This window comes from Streptomyces sp. NPDC007205, from assembly GCF_040634095.1.
In the GTDB taxonomy this organism is placed as follows: domain Bacteria; phylum Actinomycetota; class Actinomycetes; order Streptomycetales; family Streptomycetaceae; genus Streptomyces.
On record NZ_JBEYEW010000023.1, the window covers coordinates 19,423 to 40,616 of the forward strand.

Here is a 21,194-nt window from a genome sequence, read left to right on the forward strand (position 1 = left end):
CCCGGTGGATGCAGGTCAGAGGACGTCGAGCAGGTCGGTCACCGGCCGACGGGGGCTCGCCGGGCCTGCGGGGCCGTAGCCGAGCCGGATCACCATCTGCACATGTGCCATGGCCGAGACGGGGTCGCGGACGGCCCACCGGATCTGCGGCCACTCCAGAGGCTGGGAGGTGACCGAAGCGACGAGTCCGTCGGTGGTGGCCCGCAGGAGAACCCGCTCCAGTGCCTGACCGGCGCACAGCCAGTCCACCGGCTCGTCGCGAGCCGTACCCAGCAGAGCGATGTTCGGACTCTTCTCGAACGGTGCCGCATCGCGCCCTGGCATCGGACGGCCGACGGCGAAGTCACGCACCGGGGTGGAGGCACCGCGTTGCCGGGGACCGAACGCCTCGCCGGAGATACCGTCGGCCGCCCCGGCGACACCTGACGACTCGGTGTGCGTCCACCGCACCGTTTCCGCACGTACTGCCGGGTCGACCGCCTCCCTGCCCTCGGCGTCACGCACCAGGTCCAGGATCGACTGAACGTGCCAGGGACCGGGGAACAACAGCTGAGCACCCTCCACGCCGGCCGCTTCGGACAGCCTCTCCCTCACTGCCGTGGGAACCGCCTCGTCACGGAAGGGCAGACGGCTGGAGTGCCGACGCCGGATGGCGGGGCCGAGCTGGGCGAGCGCCCCGTCGGGCGGTCCTGCGCAGCACAGGTGCACTTCGGCGAGGAGTTCCGGGTACGCGGGCTCGGGCAGCAACCGGACGAGCGGCGCCAGGCCCGCCACCGCGGCGGACACGCGCAGGTTGAGCAGCGCCGCGCCGCAACCGATGTGCAGGCCACGGTGCTCGGGGTCGGTTCGCGGCAGTGCGCGCTCCAGGTCGGCGTACAGGCGCAGGACGCCGATGTCCCGCAGGTAGCGGAAGGTCCAGGGCTGCACGTTGTGCAGCGAGGGAGCGGTGGCGGCGTCCGCCACGAGCGCGGTGACGGTTTCCACGCCGGGAGCTCGTGCAGTCACGATGGTTTCCCTTCGTGCAGGTCCGGCCGCTCACCCGCGAGCCGGTACGGCGATGACCGGGCAGCCGGCGTGGTGCAGCACGCCTTGACTGACCGAGCCCAGGAGCATGCCGGTGAAGCCTCCACGGCCCCGAGTGCCCACCACCAGGCCCAGTGCGTGGGCCGAGGCGTCGGTGAGCACTTTGACGGGGTGCCCGAGGACCACCTCGTGACGCAGGTCCACCTCCGGGTAGCGGGCGTGGCGGCCCGCCACCACCTCTGAGAGCAGGCGCCGGCATTCCTGCTGGGGCTCGTACTCGTCGAAGATCCTGAGCGGTCCGGGCTCCCACACGAGCAGGGCCCGCACCTCGGCGCCACGCAGAGCTGCCTCCTCGAAGGCCACGTCGACCGCCGCCGCGGAGTGTTCGCTGCCGTCGACACCGACGACGTAATGCGCGGGCTCCTGGGTGATGTGTTCCGGCTCGGGGACGACCACGAGGGGACAGCGCGTGTGGGCCATGACCGGCAGGGCGACCGAGGCGGAGCCGAACAGCTCCTGCGACCGGCTCAGGTGCCGCGATCCGAGCACGACGGCGGTGGCGTCGCGACTCTGCTCACGCAGTACCCACACCGGCTCGCCTTCGGCGAGCAGGGCGTCCACTTCGAGCTGTGGGTGCCGCGTTGCGACGAAGGCGTTCGCCTCCTCCAGCACCCGTCGACCGGCCTTGTGCAGCGCGTCGTTCCATCCCTCCCAGGACGGTGGTATCTCCTGCCCACGGTAGCCTCTCGTGGGGCCGCCCTCGGCGTGTACCAGCCGTACCGGCAACCGCCTACGAGCAGCCTCGTCGGCTCCCCAGGCCAGTGCCATCCGTTGGGTCGCGTCGGGACCGACACCCACCACGATCGGCCGGGGGTCACCGGGCCGGGTCATGGTCGTCTCCGTTGACCAGATGCCTCGGCCGGGTCCCGCGTACGACGATCTCGTCGCCGACGCGGTCGCGCATCGAGGCGTTCGTCTCTTCAGGGCCGGTGAGCGTCAGGGCCCGGTCGTTCTTCGTCACTGGCGCGGGAGCGGCCATCGCCCTCGCCTCCTCCCGGCGGTGGCGTGGGGGGCTGCCGCCGCCGACTCCATGGAAGGCTCGTATCCCGTCGGCCTGCCAGGGGCCAATGGTCCCGACGGCGGACCGGCCGACCCTCCGTCGGCAACGGATCGTGATCAGCGCACAGCTGTGCGCGCGGATGCGAGGCCCTGCTCGGGGCGCAGTCGGGCTTCGATGTCGCCGCGTACCGAGGCGGTCAGCCGTTCCAGTTCCGTGGACCGCTCTGGCCGGACCGGCTCGGGGTCGCCAATGCGGCGTGTCGGCTCAGGCAGGTCGGCGAGGTCTTCGCGGAACCGCCCGCGGGCGTCTCGCCAGTGGTCCGGCGGCCAGGTTCGCCGACCGCGCCGCATCACCGTGCGCAGCAGAGGCTGAGCGGAATCCGGAGCTTCTTCCTCCGCCAACGCGAGAAGACTGTTTGCGGCCCGGAGCCGTGATTTTGGCCGAGGACAGTTTCATCACCGGGTGGCCGTCGGACTCGACGAGTTGTACGGGGCGTCCAGGTACGGGGCGTCCGCGGCCACGCCCACGCGCGTGCCCACCGCGTACACGTCGATCGGCGCGCCCGCGCGTACCAGCCGGTCCACGCCGTACTCGTCCAGTCCACCGCTGGTCACGATCCGTACGTCGGCCAGTCCGGCAGCGTCCAGGGTGGCGCCTGCGCGCCGTGAGAGTGTGTCGAGGTCCGCGCTGTCCAGGCGGATCGCGCAGCCTGGGCCGCGCCGGGGAGATCGGCCAGAACCCGGGCGGCAATGCGTACACCCTCCTCCGTGTCGTAGGTGTCGACGAGGAAGGTGACCGGGCCGGGGTGGGCGCGGGCGAAGGCGCGGAACGCTTCCTCCTCGCCGGGGAACGCCTCGATGTAGGAATGGGCCACGGTCCCCGAGGCAGGGATGCCAAGGGTCGCCGCCGCGGAGACGTTGCTCGTGCCCGCGAACCCGACCAGAGCACCCAGCCGGGCGGCCTGCAGCCCCGCCCACGGGCCGTGTGTGCGGCGGAGCGAGAAGTCCACGACCGGCCTTCGGGCCGCGGCCAGGACGCAGCGCGCCGCCTTGGACGCCACGACCGTCTGATGGCAGAGCGGGTTCAGCAGGTACGTCTCCACCAGCTGCGCCTGAGGGAGCGGGGCGGTCACCTCCAGGAGCGGCTCACCGGCGAACACCAGACGGCCCTCCGGTACGGCGCGCACCTCACCCTCGGCCGGGCGGCAGGTCGCGGACGAAGAGACTGAAGGCGGCCGGCGCCCGCATGTCCTCCCGCAGGTAGGACATGGCCATGGTCGCTTCGTAGAGGTCGGTGGTCATGACGTCGGACATGGTGATCACCGCCGGGTGTCGTGATTCTCCGGTTCGAACGGCCGCCGAGGACACGTGACCGCTGCCTGACCGCTTTCAGCGGGGGGCATGGTCGGCGGAGCCGTGCGGATCCAGTTGGGAGGCGAGGACCGCCGCCTGGACCCGGCGCTGCACGCCAAGTTTGGCCAGTAGCCGGGAGATGTGGTTCTTGACGGTCTTCTCCGACAGGTACAGCTTCTTACCGATCTCCCGGTTGGTCAGACCGTCGCCGATCAGCGCGAGGATGTCGGTTTCCCGGGGTGAGAGCGCGGCCAGTTCGGGGGGCAGCGAGGGCACCTCGACCGGGTCGGCCCGCAGGGACCGCATCAGCCGGGCGGTCGTCGCCGGGTCCAGCATCGACTGCCCCGAGGCGACGGTGCGTACGGCCGACACCAGGTCGGAGCCCTTGATCTGCTTCAGCACGTATCCGGACGCCCCGGCCATGATGGCGTCCAGCAGGGCCTCGTCGTCGTCAAAGGAGGTCAGCATGAGACACGCCAGTCCCGGCATGCGGTCGCGCAGTTCACGGCAGACCGTGATGCCGTCGCCGTCGGGCAGGCGGACATCGAGCACGGCGACGTGCGGTCGCAGAGCGGGGCCCCGGGTGAGCGCGTGTTCCGCGGTGTCCGCGTCGCCGACCACCGTGATGTCCGGTTCCGCGTCGAGGAGGTCGGTCAGGCCGCGTCGTACGACCTCATGGTCGTCGAGCAGGAACACGCGGATCGGGTTCTGCTCGCTGAAGACCTGTGTCTCGGTCATGGTGACCTCATTCCGCGGACGGCGCTCCGCCGACTGCCCTAGGGGTCGATCATCAACCGCCCGTGCCCGTCGCGCTAGGGCCGACCGGCCCCCGGTCGGCCGACGGATTCACCGCTCTCGCTATTGCGGTCCTCCGTCATGCGTCAGGTCGAACTCCACGTCCACGACCCCTTCAATGGCTCTGACCAGGCGCGCGGCGGTGGGAACGAGGGCCGTGTCACGGATCCGGCCGGTGAGCGTCACCACGCCGTCCTCCACCTCCACCCGCACAGCCGACGACGGCGGCGGGAAGAGATGGGAGGCGATCTCCCGCCGGACCTCCTCGGCGATCTCCTCGTCCCCGCGCAGGAAGATCTTCAGCAGGTCGGCGCGGCTGACGATGCCCGCCAGCAGGCCCGCGTCGTCCACGACCGGCAGCCTCTTGATCCCCTGGCGCGCCATGGTGCGTGCGGCTTCGGCGAGGGTGGCGTTCGCCCGCACCGTGACGGCCGGGGAGGTCATGAGTTCTTCCGCGGTGAGGGCGCCGGCCTTCGCCACGTCGACGGGCTGACGGAGCTGCAGGTAGCCCGCGTCGGGGTCGTCCCGGAGTTCCTCCTTCGGCAGCAGGTCGGCCTCGGAGACGACGCCGGCCACCCGGCCCTCGCCTTCGATGACGGGCAGGGCGCTGATCTGCCAGTCCTGCATCAGTTGCACGATCTCCTTGAAGGGAGCCCGTCGGCCGACGGCGGCGACCGTCTGGGTCATGACGTCGCTGACGGTGCGCGGGGTGCCGTACATGGTGACTCCGTAAGGGCCTCGCCGGGATGTCGGGCTCCTTCCAGGGTGTGCCGCGCGAGCGGTGGCGTGCCAGGGGCCGTCCGGCCCCTGGGACCGGCTCCTCCGGCATCGGACCCGCAGAGGGTCGGTCGGTCCCCGACCGGGCCGTATGGCCCCTGCTGACGGAGGCGCCGGGCAGCCACCCTGATGTCAGGAACTTCGCACCGGGAGGTGGAGACCGTGTCCCGCACCGTCACCGTGGGCCTCGACGGCTCACCCGAGAGCCGTGCCGCAGCCGAGTGGGCGGCGCGCGAAGCGCTGCTCCGCGGTCTGCCCCTGAAGATCGTGCACGTGCTGGAGCCGACGCCCCGGTATGTGGCCCGGACGCCACTGCTGGACCTGGACAGCTACCGGCAGTGGGGCGAGCAACTGGCGCGCGAGTCCGCGGACGGCCTCCGGCTTCGCCACCCGGGCATCGAGGTGACCACCGAGCAGCTCACGGGCACCGTGGCCGACGTCCTGTGCGAGGCGGCGGGTTTCGCCGAGCTGCTGGTGCTGGGCTCGCGGGGCCTTGGCGGGCTCGGCGGCTTCATGGTCGGTTCGGTGAGCCTGGGCGTGGTGGCCCGCGCCGAGCGCCCGGTGGTGCTGGTACGGGCGGGTGAGCAGGCTGCGGACGAGCACCGGATGGACCCGGCGGGGGTGCCCTCCGCTGCGGCGCCCTTCCGTCCCGTCGTGCTCGGCCTCGACGTCGGTGCGCCGGACGACACGCTGCTGGAGTTCGCCTTCGACGCGGCCGCTCGCCGCAATGCCGCCCTGCGGGCTGTGCACGCCTGGCCGGAGCCGCCGACCTCCTTCTACCGCTTCCCCGGTGACGTCGAGCTCTATGACACTCTCGGGCGCGGGCAGGCCGCGCTCCTCGGCAAGGTGCTGCGTCCTTGGCGGGAGAAGTTTCCGGACGTCGAGGTGATCGAGGGGAGCCGATGCGGGAGCGCCGCCGAGGTCCTCGTCAACGATTCCCGCGACGCCTCCCTCCTGGTCGTCGGCCGTCGCATCCGCACCGGCTCGTTCGGCGCTCACATCGGCCACGTCACCCACTCGGCCCTTCACCACGTCGCCGCGCCCGTCGCGGTGGTCGCGCACAGCTGAGCAGGCATCCCCGAGGAGATACCCCATGAAGGCATCAGCAGCCACACGGGCCTTCGGCGAGCTCGTGGATCTCCCGATCGTCGTCGGCGTCGACGGCTCGGAGCCGAGCCTGAGAGCCGTGGAGTGGGCCGCCGACGAGGCAGCAGTGCGCGGGGCATCGCTCCGACTGGTGTACGCCTCGCTCTGGGAGCGCTACGAGGGCGTGTCCCTTGCCCAGGACCTCGGCAAGCCCTCGGAGGAGGTGATGGCCGAGGACATCGTCGACACCGCCGAGCGGCGCGCCCGTCACCGGCAGCCAGGCGTGAAGGTCACCACTGACGTGCTGCCCGAGGAAGCCGAGTACGCACTGATCCGGGAGAGCCGCAGCGCCCTCGCCATGGTCCTCGGCTGCCGTGGCCGCAGCGGTGTGACCGAGGCACTGGTCGGCTCCGTGAGCCTCACGGTGGCCGGGCACGCGCACTGCCCGGTGATCGTGCTGCGCGGAAGCCATGACAACAGGGTCCGTTCGGAGGCACACGGTCGCATCGTCCTGGGGGTGGTTGGGAAGCCGGCCGATTCGGCCGCCCTGCGGTTCGCGGTCGAGGAGGCCCTGCTGCGCGGAGTCACGCTGGACGCCGTACGGGCCTGGCGCCGGCCGCTGCACGAACCTCGAGCACACCCGCTGATCACCGGAGAGCCGGCCCACTTCGAGGAGGCGCTGGCCGCGGAACTGGTCGAGGAGGCGCTGGCGACCGTTCCGGGCGATCTGCAGGTGCAACGCCGTACGATCGAGGGCTTCGCCCGGGACGTCCTGCTGGCCGTCTCCCGTGAAGCCGACCTGCTCGTCGTCGGCGCCCGGCGCCGCCACGGCCACTTCGGACTCCAACTCGGCCGCGTCGCCCACGGGGTGCTCCATCACGCGGCCTGCCCGGTGGCCGTCGTACCGGAATCCGGCTGAGACACGGCGTCTGGGCCTCCGTTGTTCCCCCTGGCCGAAGCCCTTGCTGGAGGGCCTCGGCCAGTGCCGGTTGTGAACCGCTCCACCATCAGTCCGGACGCCTGCAGCGCGTCCACCCTGCGGCGACGCCGGCGAGCACACCGCCGGCCGGCAGACTGGTGAGCGGACCCACGGCGGCGATGCGCAGTTCCGCTGCGGGGGTCGCGACCTCGGCTGTGCAGCCGGGCGGCGCCACCCAGCATCCACAGGGTGATCCCGTCCACCTGCACGCCGTTGCGGCGGGCCACCACGGCGTGTGCCAATTCGTGTACCAGCAGCGAAGCGAGGAAGACGACCGCGGTCAGCGCGGCCAGCCCAGTGCCATTTTCCAGGTTGCAGCCCTCAGCCGGTTCGGCCAAGATCCGTTCAACCCGTCCTCGGGCCCCACTGCGGTCCCACGAGGTCCCACTCCTGGTCCCAGTGGGCCGGGCGGCGCCGGTCGAGCCATGCCCGTGTGACCGCGCCCGCCCCGAAGACCGGGGCTGCGACGGCGAGGGCGGCTGCGGCACCGAAGAGACCCGCTTCGACGTGCCCTTCGGCTCGGCCCATGGGTGGTGAGAGCAGGAGGCGGCGGCCGTCCGTCGACCAGTCCGCCGTGACGCCGTGCGGCGAGTCGGCGAGGAGGACCGCTCGAACGGCGTGCCGGTGGGCGCGCTGCTCCGCGTACTGATCTTCGGCCGCGCCGGCCGTCACCAGTGCCGCAAGGGCACCGCCGACGAGGGCCGGTGTCCAGACGATCAGGACGATCCACGCCTCGACGACGTCTTCCTGCCGTCGCAGTGGATTGCTCCGCCACCGCCACTTCCGCTGTGTGGTGCCCATAGCGGAACACCTCCTCGTCGTGGTGACTACTACGACGGTGGCCCCGGCCGGCCCGCGTCCACAGGGGTCGAGGGGTCGAGGGACCTCTCCGACGGTCCCCCCGGGCCCGGTTTCCCTGCTGGTGGGGGCCATAGATCCCAACGGAGCGCCTTGTTGGGAGTCGACCGGGACCCTGCCGGCCGTGCACAAGGGTCGGATGGCCCAAGCGCGGCTCCCGCGCACCACGCAGCCTGGGGGTGCGGGGCGTTTCCCGGCACCGTGCCGGAGCCCGGCCCGTGCCCTGTCGTACGCGCCGGATCGCCGGTCCCGCAGCAGACCGAAACTGGGTGAGCAGTGCGATGAAGGGCTTCGTCTTCCACGGTCCCGGTCAGGCCTCCTGGCAGGACGTCGCGGACCCCGGCATCAAGGAACCCACCGACGCGATCGTCAAGGTCGACGCGGTGACGATCTGCGGAACGGACCTGCACATCCTCAAGGGCGACGTGCCCGAGGTCCGTCCCGGGACGGTGCTCGGCCACGAGGCCGTCGGCGAGATCGTCGAGGTGGGCAGCGACGTGCGTACCGTACGTCCCGGCGACCGGGTGCTGGTCTCCTGCATCACCTCCTGCGGGCGATGCCGGTTCTGCCGGGAGAGCTCCTACGGCCAGTGCCGGGGCGGCGGAGGCTGGATCCTCGGCCACCTCGTCGACGGCACCCAGGCCGAGTACGTCCGTGTGCCCTACGCCGACCTCTCCGTCCACCCCCTGCCCGCTGCCGTACGCAGCGAGGACGCCGTCCTGCTCGCGGACATCTTCCCGACCTCCTACGAGGTCGGCGTCCTCAACGGGCACGTGCGTCCGGGCGACACCGTCGCCATCGTCGGCGCCGGTCCCATAGGGCTCGCGGCCATCGCCACGGCCCGGATGTTCTCCCCGGAGCGGATCATCGCCGTCGACCTGGCCCGGGCCAGGCTGGAGGCCGCTCACCGGCTCGGCGCCGACGCGATCGCGGACGTCCACGAGGATCCAGGCCAGCTGGTCGCCGACCTGACGGACGGGCTCGGCGCCGACGTGGCGATCGAGGCGGTCGGTGTGCCGGAGAGCTTCGAGCTGTGCACCCGCATGGTCCGGCCCGGAGGCCGTGTCGCCAACGTCGGCGTGCACGGCAGGCCCGCCACGCTGCACCTGGAAGACCTGTGGATCAAGAACGTGACCATCACGACCGGTCTGGTGGACACCTACTCCACCCCGACCCTGCTGCGAATGGCCGCCGCCGGCCGGCTGCCCACCGGACAACTGGTCACCCACACCTTCCCGCTGGACCACATGGAAGAGGCGTACGACGTCTTCTCCAAGGCCGCCGAGACCGGTGCGCTGAAGGTGGTGCTCGGTGGGGAGCAGCACGCGGAAGTGGCCGTTCCCGCGGCCTGAACGAGAAGGAGCGTGATGGCCATGACCGAACAGACGAGCGCGCGTACGGTGGCGGAGGCGCCGCTGGGTGACCTGGGCCGGCGGCTGGCGGCACAGAGAGCCCGGCTCGGCATGACGCGGCGGCAGGCGGCCACCCGAGCCGGCATGGCCATCGGCTACCTGCGGTACGTGGAGGAGCAACCCGGCGCCGCACCCCGCCCGGCCGTCCTGCACCGGCTGGCCCAGGTGCTGGAAACCACGGTCACCGAACTGACCGGTGGCGCCGCCGACATGCCGCCCGGGCCCGGGCGAGCCGCGTGAGAGCCCCACTTCACAGAGTTGACCGCCCTTGAGTGCCAGGCATTGTTGGGGTCGCACGGAGTCGGGCGGCTGGCCGTGGCCACGAGTACGGGGCCGGAGATCGTGCCGGTCAACTACAGCGTCGTGGACGAGGCGATCGTCTTCCGGACCGCGACCGGCACCACACCGGCGCTTGCCGACGGCCGCCCGGTGGCCTTGGAGGTCGACCGGATCGACGACGCGTTCAGCCAGGGGTGGAGCGTTCTGGTAAGGGGTGTCGCCCGGGCGGTGACGGACCCCGAGCAGCTACGCCGGTACGCCGGGAAGGCACACAGCGGACCATGGGCGGGCGGCGACCGCGAGCTGTGGCTGCGGATCGAACCGGGCATGGTCACCGGACGCCGGATCACTGTGTGAGCCGGCGCCCCGTCATGGTGCGGGCGGTACGAGAATCCCGTTTCTCGTACCGCCCGCACCATGCACCTGGGCTCGCGACGGACGTCAGTCAGTGATTCTCGCCGCGCCACCCGCCTCCGTGCCACCCGCCTCTGTGAGCAGGACACCGGTGACCAGTTCTGGGTGGATGCGCACCGCCTGCTCCCTGCCCTCCATCGGCGCCCACGGCTGCAACAGCGCCCGCACACGCGTCAGTTCCAGCGGATCGCTCACGACGTGGGCGTATCCGGTGACGACGACGCTCCATCCGAGGTGGGTGTCCGGATCGATGACGTCGGCCTCGTACGCGACGACGACACCCGTGCCGTCGGACTGCTGGGCGTGCGAGGCCAGAGCGGTGCCCTCGTGCGTGAGGATGACGATGTCCCCGTTGTCCAGGACGTGGTTGACCGGGCGGACGGCGGGCAGGGCCTGCCGGGTGAAAACGATCCTTCCCAGTGACACACTGCCCAACAACCGCAGCGCCTCGGCGTGGTCGAGGTCGATGCGCCGATGTGCTCGCATCTGACTGCCTGCCATGACGTGCCTTCCTTCCGCTGCCGGCCGGCCCCGTACCGATGGAGCGACCGCGTACTCTCGTCATCTGCTGTCACTCGTATCCATGCGCTCCAGCGCCGCCCGGCCGGCCTCGAGGCGTGCCACCGGAACCCGGTACGGCGAGCAGGAGACGTAGTCCAGGCCGACGTGGTGGAAGAAGTGGATCGACTCAGGATCGCCCCCGTGCTCGCCGCACTCCGCCTCTTCGGCGATCCGCCCCGCCGTGAGCGCGGCCCGGGGCGGTTCGGTCATCGTTCCGACCGGGCACTGGACGGGCACGCCGGTCTCCTCGCCGACCTCGGCCAGGACCCGCGTCCCCTCCTTGCGGGCGAGCCGCAGTTCCTCGACGGCGCCGACGAGCGGCACCATGATCTCCGCCCGCGGAGAGCCACCAGCCCGGGTGCGCTCGACGACAGCTTCGGCGACCGCCTGGACCTGCATTGCTACCAGGCCCGGAACCACCAGGCCGAGCCGCACGCCCCGGAGTCCGAGCATCGGGTTCTCCTCGTGCATCCGGCTCACCGCGTCGAGCAACTCCAGGTCATGGGCAGGCGGTTGTCCACCCGCAGCCTCGGTGGCTGCGATGCGGACGGCCAGGTCGGTGCGGTCGGGAAGGAACTCGTGGAGCGGCGGGTCGAGGAGCCGGATGGTGACCGGGAAGCCGTCCATCGCCTCCAGGATGGCCGTGAAGTCACTTCGCTGGAGCGGCAGGAGGGCCGCCAGCGCCCGAAGGCGCTCGGCATCCGTCCGCGCCAGGATCATCTCCTCGACCAGCTTGCGCCGTTCACCGAGGAACATGTGTTCGGTGCGGCACAGCCCGATTCCCTGGGCTCCGAACCCGCGGGCCCGGGCCGCGTCTTCGGGTGTGTCGGCGTTGGCGCGGATTTCCAACCGCCGGACCGAGTCGGCGTGGTGCAGTGCCTGGGCAACCGCGGAGACGACGTCGTCGGCCTGCTCACCGCTCTCCAAGTAGCGCATCATTGCCGACGCCACCAACGGGATCGTTCCGGAATAGACGGCGCCGGTGGAGCCGTCGATGGAGATGACGGTCCCCTCCTCGACGACGCTGCCGTCCCGGGCGGTGAAGCGACGTGCCTCCGTGCTGACGGTGATGTCCTGCGCTCCGCAGACGCAGACCTTGCCCATACCGCGGGCGACGACGGCCGCGTGGCTGGTCTTGCCGCCGCGGCCGGTCAGCACCGCCTGCGCGGCCACCGTCCCGGGCAGGTCATCCGGTGTGGTCTCCTCCCGGACGAGCACCACCTTCTCGCCGGCCGCCGCGCGCCGCACCGCCTCCGTGGAGTCGAACACCGCCGCGCCCACCGCGGCGCCGGGCGAGGCCGGCACGCCGCGGGCGAGCACCGTACCGGTGGCGGAGGCGTCGAAACGGGGGAACATCAGCCGGGCCAGCCCATCGCCACTCACCCCCGCCAGGTCCTCGTCGTGACTGATGAGACCCTCCTGCACCAGCTCGGTGGCGATGGCGATGGCGGCTTCCGCGGTGCGCTTGCCCACCCTGGTCTGCAGCATCCACAGCGTCCCGCGTTCGATGGTGAACTCGAGGTCGCACAGGTCGCGGTAATGCCGTTCCAGCGTCCGGGCGTGATCGCGCAGCTGCCGGTACGAGTGCGGGTCCAGCCGCTCCAGTTCGGCCAGCGGCACGGTGTCCTGCACACCGGACACCACGTCCTCGCCCTGGGCGTTCGGCAGGTAGTCGCCGTACAGGCCGGGCCGTCCGGTGGCCGGGTCGCGGGTGAAGGCGACACCACTGCCCGAGACAGGGCCGAGGTTGCCGAACACCATGCGCTGGACGGTGACGGCGGTGCCCAGGTCGTCCGGAATGTGCTCGCGCCGCCGGTACAGAGGGGCACGCTCGGCGTTCCAGGACCGGAAGACGGCGCGGATCGCCTCCTCAATCTGCTGGGCCGGAGACTGGGGGAAGTCCCGGCCGGTCTCGTTCCGGATCACCCGCTTGTACGTCTCGACCAGACAGGCCAGGTCAGAGGCATCCAGGCGGAGGTCGTCGGGGGCACCACGTGCCTCCTTCAGCAGGGTCATGGCCTCGTCGAAGAGGGCCTGCTCGACGCCCATCACCGTGGTGCCGTACATCTGCACGAGCCGGCGGTACGAGTCCCAGGCGAAGCGTTCGTCGCCGGACACCTTGGCCAGGCCGCGCACGGATGCGTCGTTCAGGCTGATGTCCAGGACGGTCTCCATCATGCCGGGCATCGAGAAGCGGGCCCCGGAGCGGACGGAGACCAGCAGCGGGTCGTCCGACTGCCCGAGCAGCCGTCCGGCGGCCGACTCCAGCGCGGACAGGTGCCTGGAAACGTCCAGGGAGAGGCCCTCCGGCTCCTCACCCGTGGCCAGGAAGGAGCAACACGCCTCGGTGGTGACGATGAAACCCGGCGGCACCGGCAGGCCCAGCCGGGTCATCTCGGCCAGGTTCGCGCCCTTCCCGCCGAGCAGGTCGACGCGGTCGCGGCCACCGTCCTGAAAGCCGTACACATAGCGGGCCATGGCGCCACTCCTCGGCTGTGCGGACTCCGTACCTCCCAGCCTGGGGCGGACCCGCGTGCCAGGGCAGGTGCACCCGGCCCCCAGGGGGTGGGCCGACCGGCCCTCGCTGCGCCCCGGGGCACACGTCCTGTCGCTGAAAACCGCCGTCACCCATGCGGCTGGGCTGCCCTGCGCGCGCAGAATGACTACCGTGGGCAATGACCGCGACCGTCCGGACTCGCGTACGAGGGGACATGGAGGAGCGTCGTGGCGAACTCGCAAGAGCCCCGGGTACGCCTGCCGGAGCTGAAACTCGACGAGCTGCTGGAGGAGTTGCAGGCCCGGATCGATGCGGCCCGTGGCACCCGGGACCGGGTGCACAGTCTGCTGGAGGCGCTGCTCTCCGTCGGCCGTGAGCTGGAGCTCGAACAGGCCCTGCGCTCCATCGTGGAGGCCGCCGCCGTCCTGGTCGACGCGGAATACGCCGCCTTGGGGGTCATCGGTCCTGGTGGCACGACCCTGTCGGCCTTCCACACGGTCGGGGTTGCGGAGGAGCAGATCGCCGCGATCGGTCACTTCCCGGAGGGGCACGGCATCCTCGGTGAAGTGATCCGGCACCCGGAGCCGCTCCGGCTGGAGAAGATATCCCAGCACCCGGCCTCGTACGGCTTCCCGGCCCACCACCCTCCGATGAACAGCTTCCTCGGCGTCCCGATCAGGGTCCGCGACCAGGTCTTCGGCAACCTCTATCTGACCGAGAAGCGTGGAGGTGTGCAGTTCGACGAGGAGGACGAGTCGGTGCTGTCCACACTGGCCGTGGCAGCCGGTGTGGCCATCGACAACGCTCGCCTGTACGAGGAGTCCCGGCTGCGGGAGCGGTGGCTGCGGGCGAACGCCGAGATCACGCACTGCCTGATGTCCGGCAGCGAACGCGCCGAGGCCCTGAAACTGATCGCGGAACGTGCCCGCGAGATCATGGGATCGGCGCTGGCGGCGGTGGCGCTGCCCGTACGGGACACGAAGTCCCTCACTGTGGAGATCGCCGTCGGTGTGGACGCCGAGGCGCACCAGGGCCTGGTGCTGTCCCTCTCGGAGACGCTGATGGGCCTTGCCTTCTCCACTGCCGCCCCGGTCACCAGCGACGACGTGCACCAGGACCAGCGGATCTCCCAAGAGCCTCCGCGCTTCCACGGGCTCGGCCCCGCTGTCGCCGTCCCCATCGGCACCGCAGGCGGCGGCGTACGAGGCGCGGTGCTGGTGTCCCGCGAAGCCGGCAGACCGGAGTTCTCGGAGCAGGAGGCGGACATGCTGGGCGGATTCGCCGCCCAGGCCGCCATCGCCATGGAACTGGCCGAGCGCCGCAAGGACGCCGAGCAGATCGCGGTGCTCCAGGACCGCGACCGGATCGCCCGGGACCTGCACGACCTGGCCATCCAGCGGCTCTTCGCCACCGGCATGACCCTGCAGAGCGCCGGCCGCTTCATCGAACATCCGGAGGCTGCCGAGCGCGTGCTTCGGGCCGTGGACGACCTGGACGAGACCATCCGCATCATCCGCTCCGCCATCTTCGGGCTGCGAGCGCGTGCGGGCACAGCCGACGCCGGACTGCGAGCCCGGGTCGTGCGCCTGGTCGGCGAGGAGGCAGCGGTGCTGGGATTCGCGCCCAGCGTGCGTATGGAAGGCCTCCTCGACACGGACGTGCCGCACGAGATCGCCGACCAGATCATGGCCGTCCTCTCCGAGGCCCTCACCAACATCGCTCGGCACGCCCACGCCGACCGGGCACAGGTCGTCCTGACCACCGACGCCCGCGACGTCTCCCTGACGGTCTCGGACAACGGTGTGGGCATCCCACCCGGCGGCCGGCGCAGCGGTCTGCGCAACATGGCGGAGCGCGCGGAACAGCTGGGAGGGCAGCTGGAGGTCTCCGGCCCCGACGGGGGCGCCCTCCTGCGCTGGCGAGTGCCCCTCACTCGTTCGCAGTCGACGTAACGGCGTGGCCGGGGACCCCCGCACGGGCCGTTCGGCCCCTGTCCGAACAACGGTCGCCGACGCATTCTGAAGGTGTCCCGCTACCAGCCCCTGGAGGACGCCATGAGCGGCACTCCCAGCGTCGTGAACGACGTGATGACCCGCAAGGTCGTCGCCCTGCGCATGGGGGCCGCTTTCAAGGACATCGTGCGGACCATGCAGGAGTGGGGGGTCAGTGCCCTTCCCGTCCTGGACGACGGCGGACGTGTCGTCGGCGTCGTCTCCGAGGCCGACCTGCTGCTCAAGGAGGAATACGGAGAGGACCTTGTGGGCCACTACGGCCAGGTGCGGCACCCCGCCGACATGGTCAAGGCCGACGCGGTGACCGCCGGTGAGCTGATGACCGCTCCGGCCGTCACCGTGACGCCGGAAGCCCCTCTCGCCCATGCCGCGCGCCTCATGGCCCACAGGACGGTGAAGCGACTGCCGGTCGTCCGCCACGACGGCACCCTGCAGGGCATCGTCAGCCGGTCCGACCTGCTGAAGGTCTTCCTTCGGGACGACACGGACATCGCCGAAGCGGTACGGCGTGAGGTCATCACATGGCTCTTCGGCGCGCACGCCGAAACCGTCCGGATCCAGGTGCAGGACGGTGTCGTCACTCTCACCGGCCGAGTGCGCCAGACGGCCCTGGTCCCGATCGCCGCCCGCCTCGCGCGAGCCGTGCCGGGCGTGGTGGACGTGCGCTGCGCCCTCACCGGCCCGCCACGCCACCCCGATCTCGACCCGGACCTGCCGGACCCGCGGCCGACGGCTCCTGCCTGATGGCTGTACCGGGTGCGTCGGCGGCATCACCCGGCGTCGGAGTCGGCGGCGGTAAGCCGGCAGTCCACACCTACGACCCCTTCAACACCCCGGGCCAGCTGCGCGGCCAGTGGGATGGCTGCGGCGTCTCCGACGCGTCCCGTGAGGGTCGCGACGCCGTCGCTGACGATGACGTGAACGGGTTCGACCGGGGCCGGGAAGAGAACGTCGACGATGTCTCGTCGGATCTCGTTCGCCAGGTCGTTGTCGGGACGTAGGAACACCTTCAGCAGATCCCCGCGACTGACCACCCCTTCGAGGACGCCCTCGGCATTCACCACGGGCAGACGCTTCACATGTCGCAGGGCCATGATCCGTGCCGCCTCGGCGAGGGTGGCGTCCCCGTGGACGGTGACCGCCGGGGTGCTCATCAGCTCCTCGGCGGACACCGCCCCGGCCTTGGCCAGGTCGGACAGCCGGCGCAGCTGGGTGAACCGGTCCGGGTCGCTGTCCCGGAACTCTTCTTTCGGCAGCAGATCGGCCTCGGAGACCACCCCGATCACCCGCCCGTCGCCCTCCAGAACGGGAAGGGCACTGACCTGCCACTCCTCCATCCGTTCGACGATGTCCTTGAAGAGGGCCTCGCGGCCCACCGCGACGACGGCCCGGGTCATCACGTCGCTCACCCGGTGTGGGCTGCTGCCCATGCTTTCCTCCCAAGGGCGTTCGGCAGGACGGAGCGGGCGCGCCGTCACCACTGATCACCGCTGCCGTAGGGGGCGTACAGGTCGAGCAGCCGGACCCGGGTGGCGTGCAGCCGTTGGGCGACCACACGTCCCACCCACACCGCTACGGCCCGTCCGAAGGCAGGGTCCGCGGCGCACATCGCGCGCACCGCCTCGGCGTCGAACTCCCAGGTCCGCACCGGAGTCGTCGCCTCGGCGCCCAGGTGCCAGAGGTAGGGCGGGAAGTGCCAGGACCAGCCGACGAGTTCGCCGTGTCCGAGCGACTCGACGACGGCCGAGCGGCGGCCGGGCACGTGCAGATCGAGGGCGACGGTTCCGGTGCGGACGATCCAGAAGCGGTCGGCGTGCCGGCCCTCCTCGAACAGACGGGTCCCGGCATCGAAGGAGACCTCGCGGGCGAGGCCCATCAGCCGTTCGCGGTGCACGGGTTCGAGCGCCGTGCTCATGGTGGTTGCGGAGGTCATCGCACCGGCTCCCTTCATTGAGCCTGAGCTGTCGATCCCAGCGTGCGCGTCCTCGATAGCCGGCACCACGGGCCGCCCGGACCCGGTCCTGGGCCCTTCGGCTCATACCTCAGGGACTTGCCCTTCGTACTGAGCAAGAGGCGCAACCGATCATCGGCGACGCAGCACAAGTCGCCCCGGACGGCTGTCCGTAGCCGTTCGAAGCGGTAAGTTAAGTAAGATCGCTGCCTCCGTCGCGGCATTCGAGACCCCCATCAGCGCAGTCGGCGCAGGTACGGGTCGTAGGGCCGACGCGGGACCAGTCGTACGCGGGCGTCGAGGGCGGTGGCACCGCGTCGGCCGGCCAGTACGGGGTTCAGGTCGGCCTCCGCCAGTTGCGGGAGGTCCGCGGCCATCCGGGAGAGGCGGTGCAGGAGCTGCCCCAGCCCGTCGAGGTCGACGGCAGGGCTGCCTGCATAGCCGAACAGCAGGGGACTGCAGCGTGGGGGGCGAGCAGGTCGTGCACGTCCAGGTCGGTCAGCGGCGCGAGCCGGGCGGCATGGTCGGCGAGCAGTTCGGTCGCCGTTCCGCCGAGCCCGAAGAGCACGAGCGGACCGAAGACCTCGTCCTGAACGACACCGGCGAACAGTTCGGTGCCGCGTTCGGTGAGCGGCTGCACCACCACCCCGGTCATCCGGTCGCCGAACCGCGTCAGGAGATCGCGGTATGCGGCCCCGACTTGTGACAGCGTCCAGCGGCGTGGCCCGGTGGCGCAGGGGCTGACCGGGCACTCCGGGGGCCGAGTGGCCCTCCGGACGGAGTGCTCCGGCAGCGCAGGCCCACGGGCTGGCCAGGGGGCAGACCACGCTCGGCAAAAGCCGGCTCCAGATGCTGGCGATGCGGCGGGAGAGGCGTCGCTCCTGTCGTTCGGTGACGCGCCGAGCCGGACGCTGTTCACGTCTCCGCAGTCGTTCGGCTGTAACTGCACGGACCACCCCTCATCTGCGACGAGGGCCCATCGGCCCCTCGCATCGGCCCGACCGGCTCATGACGCGTTCCAAGCTCGACAGTGAGAGTGAGGAGCAGACCTTCGAACGTGACAGGCTCCGGTCCCTTGGCTCCCGGGCCCATCAGGAGGTGAGTCACCGTGATGTTCTGGTACGGCCATGGTGTTGGTGGATGGGGCTGGTTCGCCATGTCGGTGGGCGTGGTCCTCTTCTGGGCTTTGATCATCGCCCTCGGTGTTCTCCTGTATCGCTCCCTGGCCAGGCCGGGGGAGGGCAGTAACCGGGCCGGCAGCAGGCAGCAGGGGACCTCCCCCGAGCAGCTCCTCGCCGAACGCTTCGCCCGTGGGGAGATCGACGAGGACGAATACCGGCGACGGCTGACCGTCCTGCGGGAAGGCAACCGTGACGACCTTCGCTCTGGTTGGCGTTGAGCAAGAGGAGACAGCTCTGGTTGAGAGGCCCGACGTCGCAGGCGGACAGGGCGAGTCAAGCGCAGGACCAGCGTGGTGGATGTTCCAGCGACCACGAAGCTCAGATGGCTGTGCACTCGATCGGATGACTCGCTCTGCCGGGTGGCCCGAACGGCCCTGTCGGGTACCCCGTGCCCCGGTGGAAGGTGGGGCGTACAGCGGCCGACACGCACGGCACCGTGAACGCTGCCCCGGCAGGGAAGGAATCTCGATGGCCCTCGACACGCAGCAGGAATCCGCTCAGCTGGACGAGGAGGAGCTGAGGTCGCTGGACGCCCACTGGCGCGCCGCGAACTATCTGGCCGTCGGCCAGATCTACCTCATGGCCAACCCCTTGCTGACCGAGCCCTTGCAGCCCGAGCACGTCAAGCCGCGGCTACTGGGGCACTGGGGCACCTCTCCGGGCCTGAACCTGGTGCACACCCACCTGAACCGCGTCATCAAGGCCCGCGGCCTGGACGCCCTGTGCATCTGGGGCCCCGGCCACGGCGGACCCGCGGTCCTCGCCAACTCCTGGCTGGAGGGCTCGTACACTGAGACGTACCCGGACGTCACCCGGGACGTGGCCGGCATGGCCCGGCTCTTCAAGCAGTTTTCCTTCCCGGGCGGGGTGCCCAGCCACGTCGCTCCCGAGACGCCGGGCTCGATCCACGAGGGCGGCGAACTCGGCTACTCCCTCTCCCACGCCTACGGCGCCGCCTTCGACAACCCCGGCTTGGTCGTCGCCTGCGTGATCGGCGACGGGGAGGCCGAGACCGGCCCGCTGGCCGCCTCCTGGCACTCGAACAAGTTCCTCGACCCGGTCCGCGACGGCGCGGTGCTGCCGATCCTGCACCTGAACGGCTACAAGATCGCCAACCCGACCGTGCTGGCCCGGATCCCGGAGAGCGAACTCGACGAACTGCTGCGCGGTTACGGCCACGACCCGATCCACGTCACCGGCGACGCCCCCCCGGCCGTCCACCGGGCGATGGCGGGGGCGATGGACACCGCGCTGGACCGCATCGCGGCGATCCAGCGCACCGCCCGTGAGGACGGCGCGACCGAGCGGCCGCGCTGGCCGGTGATCGTGCTGCGCACTCCCAAGGGCTGGACCGGACCCGCGGAGGTCGACGGCCTGCCCGTGGAGGGCACCTGGCGCGCCCACCAGGTCCCGCTGGCCGCGGTCCGGGACACCCCCGAGCACCTGCGGCAACTGGAGCAGTGGCTGCGCTCCTACAGGCCCGGGGAACTGTTCGACGAGCACGGCGCCCCGCGTCCGGAGGTGCTGGCCTGCGTCCCGCAGGGCAGCCGCCGGCTCGGCGCAACCCCGCACGCCAACGGAGGCCTGCTGCTGCGTGAACTGCCCCTGCCGCCACTGGACAAGTACGCCGTCGAGGTCGACAAGCCCGGCGCGACCCTGCACGAACCGACCCGGGTCCTCGGCGACATGCTCCAGGACGTCATGGCCGCCACCGCCGCCCGGCGGGACTTCCGCCTCGTCGGGCCCGACGAGACGGCCTCCAACCGGCTCCAGGCCGTCTACGCGGCCAGCGGCAAGGCCTGGCAGGCCGAGACCCTGCCGGTGGACGAACACCTCGACCCGCACGGCCGGGTCATGGAGATCCTCTCCGAGCACACCTGCCAGGGCTGGCTGGAGGGCTACCTGCTCACCGGCCGGCACGGACTGTTCTCCTGCTACGAGGCCTTCGTCCACATCGTCGACTCGATGGTCAACCAGCACATCAAATGGCTGCGCACCACCCGCCGCCTGTCGTGGCGCGCCCCCATCGCCTCCCTCGACTACCTGCTGACCTCGCACGTATGGCGGCAGGATCACAACGGCTTCTCCCACCAGGACCCCGGCTTCGTAGACCACATCCTCAACAAGAGTCCGGAGGCCGTGCGAGTCTACTTCCCGCCGGACGCCAACACCCTGCTGTCCGTGGCCGACCACGTCCTGCGCAGCCGGGACTACGTCAACGTCGTCGTGGCCGGCAAGCAGCCCTGCTTCGACTGGCTGTCGATGGAGGAAGCGAAGGTCCACTGCGCCCGCGGCGCCGGCATCTGGGAGTGGGCCGGCACCGAGGACGGCACCCGCGAACCGGACGTCGTCCTCGCCTGCGCGGGCGACGTACCCACCCAGGAGATCCTCGCCGCGGCCCAGTTGCTCCGCCGCCACCTGCCCGACCTGGCCGTGCGCGTGATCAACGTCGTCGACATCGCCCGGCTGCTGCCGACCGAGGAACACCCGCACGGCATGAGCGACTTCGAGTACGACGGCCTGTTCACCGCGGACAAGCCGGTGATCTTCGCCTACCACGGCTACCCGTGGCTCATCCACCGCCTGGCCTACCGCCGCACCGGACACCCGAACCTGCACGTACGCGGGTACAAGGAGATCGGCACCACGACCACCCCCTTCGACATGGTGGTCCGCAACGACCTCGACCGCTACCGCCTCGTCATGGACGTCATCGACCGCGTCCCGGGCCTCGCGGTCCGCGCGGCGGCCGTACGGCAGCAGATGGAGGACGCCCGGCAGCGCCACCACGTCTGGATCCGAGAGCACGGGATGGATCTACCGGAAGTGGCGGACTGGACGTGGGACGGCTGAAGGGACGTGCGGCGCGTGACTCGCCAAGCGGTGTCCTGACCGATCGCAGCACAGACCCGCCTTGGCGACCGCTTCCTGCACTCGACCCGGCACTCGCAAATTCT

The 21,194-nt window shown here is 71.0% G+C and carries 18 protein-coding genes and 3 pseudogenes; 8 read left to right on the forward strand and 13 right to left on the reverse strand.

Annotated features, from left to right (window positions below; translation table 11 throughout):
- Positions 1-15: 15 nt before the first annotated feature.
- From ABZ624_RS29780 to ABZ624_RS29805, 6 genes and pseudogenes are all read right to left on the reverse strand, one after another.
- Complete coding sequence (locus tag ABZ624_RS29780) at positions 16-1,005, reverse strand: nitroreductase (protein ID WP_360095598.1); 990 nt, start codon at positions 1,003-1,005, stop codon at positions 16-18.
- A gap of 30 nt (positions 1,006-1,035) precedes the next feature.
- A complete protein-coding gene (locus tag ABZ624_RS29785; RefSeq protein ID WP_360095601.1) occupies positions 1,036-1,914 on the reverse strand; it encodes a universal stress protein in 879 nt (292 codons plus the stop codon).
- A complete protein-coding gene (locus ABZ624_RS29790; RefSeq protein ID WP_360095604.1) occupies positions 1,898-2,062 on the reverse strand; it encodes a hypothetical protein in 165 nt (54 codons plus the stop codon). The genes ABZ624_RS29785 and ABZ624_RS29790 overlap by 17 nt, the downstream gene beginning before the upstream one ends.
- 137 nt (positions 2,063-2,199) lie before the next feature.
- Positions 2,200-3,396: pseudogene (locus tag ABZ624_RS29795) on the reverse strand (nicotinate phosphoribosyltransferase).
- 75 nt (positions 3,397-3,471) lie between these two features.
- A complete protein-coding gene (locus tag ABZ624_RS29800) occupies positions 3,472-4,173 on the reverse strand; it encodes a response regulator transcription factor (RefSeq protein ID WP_360095607.1) in 702 nt (233 codons plus the stop codon).
- Between the two features lie 120 nt (positions 4,174-4,293).
- Entirely contained in the window at positions 4,294-4,950 is a 657-nt protein-coding gene (locus ABZ624_RS29805; RefSeq protein WP_360095610.1) for a CBS domain-containing protein, read from the reverse strand.
- 219 nt (positions 4,951-5,169) lie between these two features.
- Here ABZ624_RS29805 and ABZ624_RS29810 point away from each other — a divergent pair, with 219 nt between their 5' ends.
- Both ABZ624_RS29810 and ABZ624_RS29815 read left to right on the forward strand, forming a co-directional pair.
- The gene (locus tag ABZ624_RS29810; protein WP_360095613.1) at positions 5,170-6,075 is read left to right on the forward strand and encodes a universal stress protein; all 906 of its coding nucleotides are present in this window, start codon (positions 5,170-5,172) and stop codon (positions 6,073-6,075) included.
- Between the two features lie 25 nt (positions 6,076-6,100).
- The gene (locus ABZ624_RS29815) at positions 6,101-7,012 is read left to right on the forward strand and encodes a universal stress protein (protein ID WP_360095616.1); all 912 of its coding nucleotides are present in this window, start codon (positions 6,101-6,103) and stop codon (positions 7,010-7,012) included.
- On the opposite strand, the gene ABZ624_RS29820 is transcribed toward ABZ624_RS29815, so the two are convergent.
- Positions 6,970-7,302, reverse strand: a complete 333-nt coding sequence (locus ABZ624_RS29820) for a hypothetical protein (RefSeq protein WP_360095843.1) — start codon at positions 7,300-7,302, stop codon at positions 6,970-6,972. The genes ABZ624_RS29815 and ABZ624_RS29820 overlap by 43 nt on opposite strands.
- 115 nt (positions 7,303-7,417) lie before the next feature.
- The gene (locus ABZ624_RS29825) at positions 7,418-7,873 is read right to left on the reverse strand and encodes a hypothetical protein (protein ID WP_360095619.1); all 456 of its coding nucleotides are present in this window, start codon (positions 7,871-7,873) and stop codon (positions 7,418-7,420) included.
- Positions 7,874-8,211: 338 nt separating this feature from the next.
- Between ABZ624_RS29825 and ABZ624_RS29830 the strand changes: the two genes are divergently transcribed.
- Both ABZ624_RS29830 and ABZ624_RS29835 read left to right on the forward strand, forming a co-directional pair.
- Entirely contained in the window at positions 8,212-9,282 is a 1,071-nt protein-coding gene (locus tag ABZ624_RS29830; protein WP_360095846.1) for a zinc-dependent alcohol dehydrogenase family protein, read from the forward strand.
- Positions 9,283-9,303: 21 nt separating this feature from the next.
- Positions 9,304-9,978, forward strand: a pseudogene (locus tag ABZ624_RS29835) (pyridoxamine 5'-phosphate oxidase family protein).
- Between the two features lie 84 nt (positions 9,979-10,062).
- Here ABZ624_RS29835 and ABZ624_RS29840 read toward each other — a convergent pair.
- Positions 10,063-10,536 carry a pyridoxamine 5'-phosphate oxidase family protein gene (locus ABZ624_RS29840; protein ID WP_360095622.1) on the reverse strand — a complete coding sequence of 158 codons (474 nt, stop codon included), beginning with the start codon at positions 10,534-10,536 and terminating at the stop codon, positions 10,063-10,065.
- Between the two features lie 60 nt (positions 10,537-10,596).
- Complete coding sequence (gene ppdK / locus ABZ624_RS29845) at positions 10,597-13,074, reverse strand: pyruvate, phosphate dikinase (RefSeq protein ID WP_360095625.1); 2,478 nt, start codon at positions 13,072-13,074, stop codon at positions 10,597-10,599.
- Positions 13,075-13,320: 246 nt separating this feature from the next.
- On the opposite strand from ppdK, the gene ABZ624_RS29850 reads away from it, so the two are divergent.
- Both ABZ624_RS29850 and ABZ624_RS29855 read left to right on the forward strand, forming a co-directional pair.
- Positions 13,321-15,045 (forward strand): GAF domain-containing protein, encoded by a 1,725-nt coding sequence (locus ABZ624_RS29850; RefSeq protein WP_360095628.1) that lies wholly within the window; start codon positions 13,321-13,323, stop codon positions 15,043-15,045.
- 102 nt (positions 15,046-15,147) lie between these two features.
- Entirely contained in the window at positions 15,148-15,849 is a 702-nt protein-coding gene (locus tag ABZ624_RS29855) for a CBS domain-containing protein (protein ID WP_360095630.1), read from the forward strand.
- Positions 15,850-15,875: 26 nt separating this feature from the next.
- Here ABZ624_RS29855 and ABZ624_RS29860 read toward each other — a convergent pair whose 3' ends face one another.
- The 3 genes and pseudogenes from ABZ624_RS29860 to ABZ624_RS29870 all read right to left on the reverse strand — a co-directional run.
- Positions 15,876-16,535, reverse strand: coding sequence for a CBS domain-containing protein (locus ABZ624_RS29860; RefSeq protein ID WP_360095633.1), 660 nt, complete (start codon positions 16,533-16,535; stop codon positions 15,876-15,878).
- Between the two features lie 44 nt (positions 16,536-16,579).
- Positions 16,580-17,038 carry a cyclic nucleotide-binding domain-containing protein gene (locus ABZ624_RS29865; RefSeq protein WP_360095636.1) on the reverse strand — a complete coding sequence of 153 codons (459 nt, stop codon included), beginning with the start codon at positions 17,036-17,038 and terminating at the stop codon, positions 16,580-16,582.
- A gap of 254 nt (positions 17,039-17,292) precedes the next feature.
- Positions 17,293-17,762: pseudogene (locus ABZ624_RS29870) on the reverse strand (acetate--CoA ligase family protein); the annotation flags it as partial.
- 405 nt (positions 17,763-18,167) lie between these two features.
- Between ABZ624_RS29870 and ABZ624_RS29875 the strand changes: the two are divergent.
- Both ABZ624_RS29875 and ABZ624_RS29880 read left to right on the forward strand, forming a co-directional pair.
- Positions 18,168-18,455, forward strand: a complete 288-nt coding sequence (locus ABZ624_RS29875; protein ID WP_360095849.1) for an SHOCT domain-containing protein — start codon at positions 18,168-18,170, stop codon at positions 18,453-18,455.
- Between the two features lie 250 nt (positions 18,456-18,705).
- Positions 18,706-21,090: a phosphoketolase family protein gene (locus ABZ624_RS29880; RefSeq protein ID WP_360095638.1), complete on the forward strand. Its 2,385-nt coding sequence runs from the start codon at positions 18,706-18,708 to the stop codon at positions 21,088-21,090.
- Positions 21,091-21,194 lie beyond the last annotated feature (104 nt).

Excerpts from the sequence above, each read along its gene's own strand:
- ABZ624_RS29785 (WP_360095601.1), bottom strand. The coding sequence starts at position 1,914 with ATGACCCGGCCCGGTGACCCCCGGCCGATCGTGGTGGGTGTCGGTCCC.
- ABZ624_RS29790 (WP_360095604.1), bottom strand. The coding sequence starts at position 2,062 with ATGGCCGCTCCCGCGCCAGTGACGAAGAACGACCGGGCCCTGACGCTC.
- ABZ624_RS29800 (WP_360095607.1), bottom strand. The coding sequence starts at position 4,173 with ATGACCGAGACACAGGTCTTCAGCGAGCAGAACCCGATCCGCGTGTTC.
- ABZ624_RS29805 (WP_360095610.1), bottom strand. The coding sequence starts at position 4,950 with ATGTACGGCACCCCGCGCACCGTCAGCGACGTCATGACCCAGACGGTC.
- ABZ624_RS29815 (WP_360095616.1), top strand. The coding sequence starts at position 6,101 with ATGAAGGCATCAGCAGCCACACGGGCCTTCGGCGAGCTCGTGGATCTC.
- ABZ624_RS29825 (WP_360095619.1), bottom strand. The coding sequence starts at position 7,873 with ATGGGCACCACACAGCGGAAGTGGCGGTGGCGGAGCAATCCACTGCGA.
- ABZ624_RS29830 (WP_360095846.1), top strand. The coding sequence starts at position 8,212 with ATGAAGGGCTTCGTCTTCCACGGTCCCGGTCAGGCCTCCTGGCAGGAC.
- ABZ624_RS29840 (WP_360095622.1), bottom strand. The coding sequence starts at position 10,536 with ATGGCAGGCAGTCAGATGCGAGCACATCGGCGCATCGACCTCGACCAC.
- ppdK (WP_360095625.1), bottom strand. The coding sequence starts at position 13,074 with ATGGCCCGCTATGTGTACGGCTTTCAGGACGGTGGCCGCGACCGCGTC.
- ABZ624_RS29855 (WP_360095630.1), top strand. The coding sequence starts at position 15,148 with ATGAGCGGCACTCCCAGCGTCGTGAACGACGTGATGACCCGCAAGGTC.
- ABZ624_RS29860 (WP_360095633.1), bottom strand. The coding sequence starts at position 16,535 with ATGGGCAGCAGCCCACACCGGGTGAGCGACGTGATGACCCGGGCCGTC.
- ABZ624_RS29865 (WP_360095636.1), bottom strand. The coding sequence starts at position 17,038 with ATGACCTCCGCAACCACCATGAGCACGGCGCTCGAACCCGTGCACCGC.
- ABZ624_RS29875 (WP_360095849.1), top strand. The coding sequence starts at position 18,168 with ATGTTCTGGTACGGCCATGGTGTTGGTGGATGGGGCTGGTTCGCCATG.
- ABZ624_RS29880 (WP_360095638.1), top strand. The coding sequence starts at position 18,706 with ATGGCCCTCGACACGCAGCAGGAATCCGCTCAGCTGGACGAGGAGGAG.